Raw genomic sequence first — 1,598 nt, 5'->3', positions numbered from 1 at the left:
TTGGGGGTTGGAAAGAGCAAAGGATCAGTTGCAAGATGCAAGTTCCAAGTTGTAAGTAAAAAGCCCAACAAAACGGGTCTCGGGCCTCGAGTCTGGGGTTTCGTGAACAAAACCGGCTCAGCAGTTCAAGGTTTTGCTGCAACTGAGGAAGCTGTCTGGGCAGCGGTTCATGGAAGCCCCTCACTCTGTCATCCCGAACTTGTTTCGGGATCTGGTTTTGAACCGATCGGGGTTGCAGGTAGGTGGTTGCAGGTTCGAAAAGAGCTACGGAACACAAGATACTGATAATAGTTCATGATGTTGGTATGTGATGTTTGATCTTGATCTTCATACGTCTACCCTCATACCTCTGACCTCTTTAGTTTTTTGATCTTATCGAAGAACCGGCTCTTCACAGCGTTCAGCGGGTTCTCCGCTTTTAAGCGTGCAGCGGCTCTTCTCCCGCGAAGTGGTACTGGCGAAGGCGAAGCCTTCACTGGCAGCGATGATTATCGCCTTTTGAATGGCCTGCGCCAGAAGACTGGCTTCTCCATTTCTCGTCTCTCGTTAGCGCAGCAAACTCTCTATAATGCTCTTTCTCGGCTGATCTTATCGTAGGAACACGTGTATCTTAACTCCTTCTCCAAGGAATCAGCAAAGAACACTCTGGCCAGAAGAGCCTGAATCGGCCGATACTGTTCTAAAATCTATAAGGAGATGTTTGTTAGAGAACCACTCACTTTTCAGACTAAGCAGCATTCTCATCTCCTAATTCAGATTGTGGAGGATAATGAGATGAAGAGTTTTCGCCTGACGGTGGTTCTTGTGCTTACTGTATTATTTCTTACGGCCTGTCCAATTAAGAATAGCAAGCCTGAATGGGGTGTCATAGAGACAATTGTCGAGAATATTGGAGAGCTAATCCAGATCAACCTTGCCAACTATTGTTCAGATCCGGACGGCCATCTTCTTTCATATAGTCTTATTGGAGGACCGGGAACCGTCTCAGGCAGCCTTTATGAATGGACAGTCAGCGGACCACTCGGCGATATTGCAGTTACTATAAAAGCAGAAGACGAGAAGGAAGCGTCATCTGACAAGACATTCACAGTAACGGTCAAATCATTCCCCAACGTTCCCTCGAACCCTTCCCCTGCAAATGACGCGAAAGACACTGATCTTGAAGTTCTCTTGTCTTGGGAAGGCGGAGATCCCGACGGGGATGCGGTATTGTACGATTTATACCTTTCTACTTTCCACAATCCTTCCCTTTTCAGATCGAATCGAACTACGAACACTTATAACAAAATCGGCCTCCTTCCAAATACTACATACTACTGGAAGATCGCCGCAAAGAACGAAGGCTCAGAACCAGTAGTTGGTCCAATTTGGAGTTTCACAACAAAAAAGTAATTCTATCTGGCTGAATGTTGTGGAGACCCTGAAAACCGTTGGAGTCTCCTAAAATTATCAAACATCGTTGTCCAGTAGCGGCTTTCCTGTAGCTCTCACTGCGTTATCGAACAACGGGTTTTTGAAAGTTTCTCTATGCGTCATTCCTGTGAGACTCCTCACTCTGTCATCCCGAACTTGTTTCGGGATCCGGGTTTTGGAGAAGC

Annotated in this window: 1 protein-coding gene and 1 pseudogene; both read left to right on the top strand. The window is 46.5% G+C overall.

What is annotated here, in order from left to right; all coding sequences use genetic code 11:
- Positions 1-285: pseudogene (locus BG32_RS15715) on the top strand (hypothetical protein); the annotation flags it as partial.
- 489 nt (positions 286-774) lie between these two features.
- A complete protein-coding gene (locus tag BG32_RS01795) occupies positions 775-1,392 on the top strand; it encodes a hypothetical protein (RefSeq protein ID WP_014731219.1) in 618 nt (205 codons plus the stop codon).
- Positions 1,393-1,598 lie beyond the last annotated feature (206 nt).

The sequence above is a fragment of the Mesotoga sp. HF07.pep.5.2.highcov genome (assembly GCF_003666285.1).
In the GTDB taxonomy this organism is placed as follows: Bacteria; Thermotogota; Thermotogae; order Petrotogales; family Kosmotogaceae; genus Mesotoga; species Mesotoga prima.
The sequence above is the reverse complement of the archived record's forward strand: the minus strand, read 5'-3'. Positions and strand labels throughout refer to the sequence as shown.

Bases quoted from the DNA above. Each gene is read 5' to 3' on its own strand.
- BG32_RS01795 (WP_014731219.1), top strand. From the start codon at position 775: ATGAAGAGTTTTCGCCTGACGGTGGTTCTTGTGCTTACTGTATTATTT.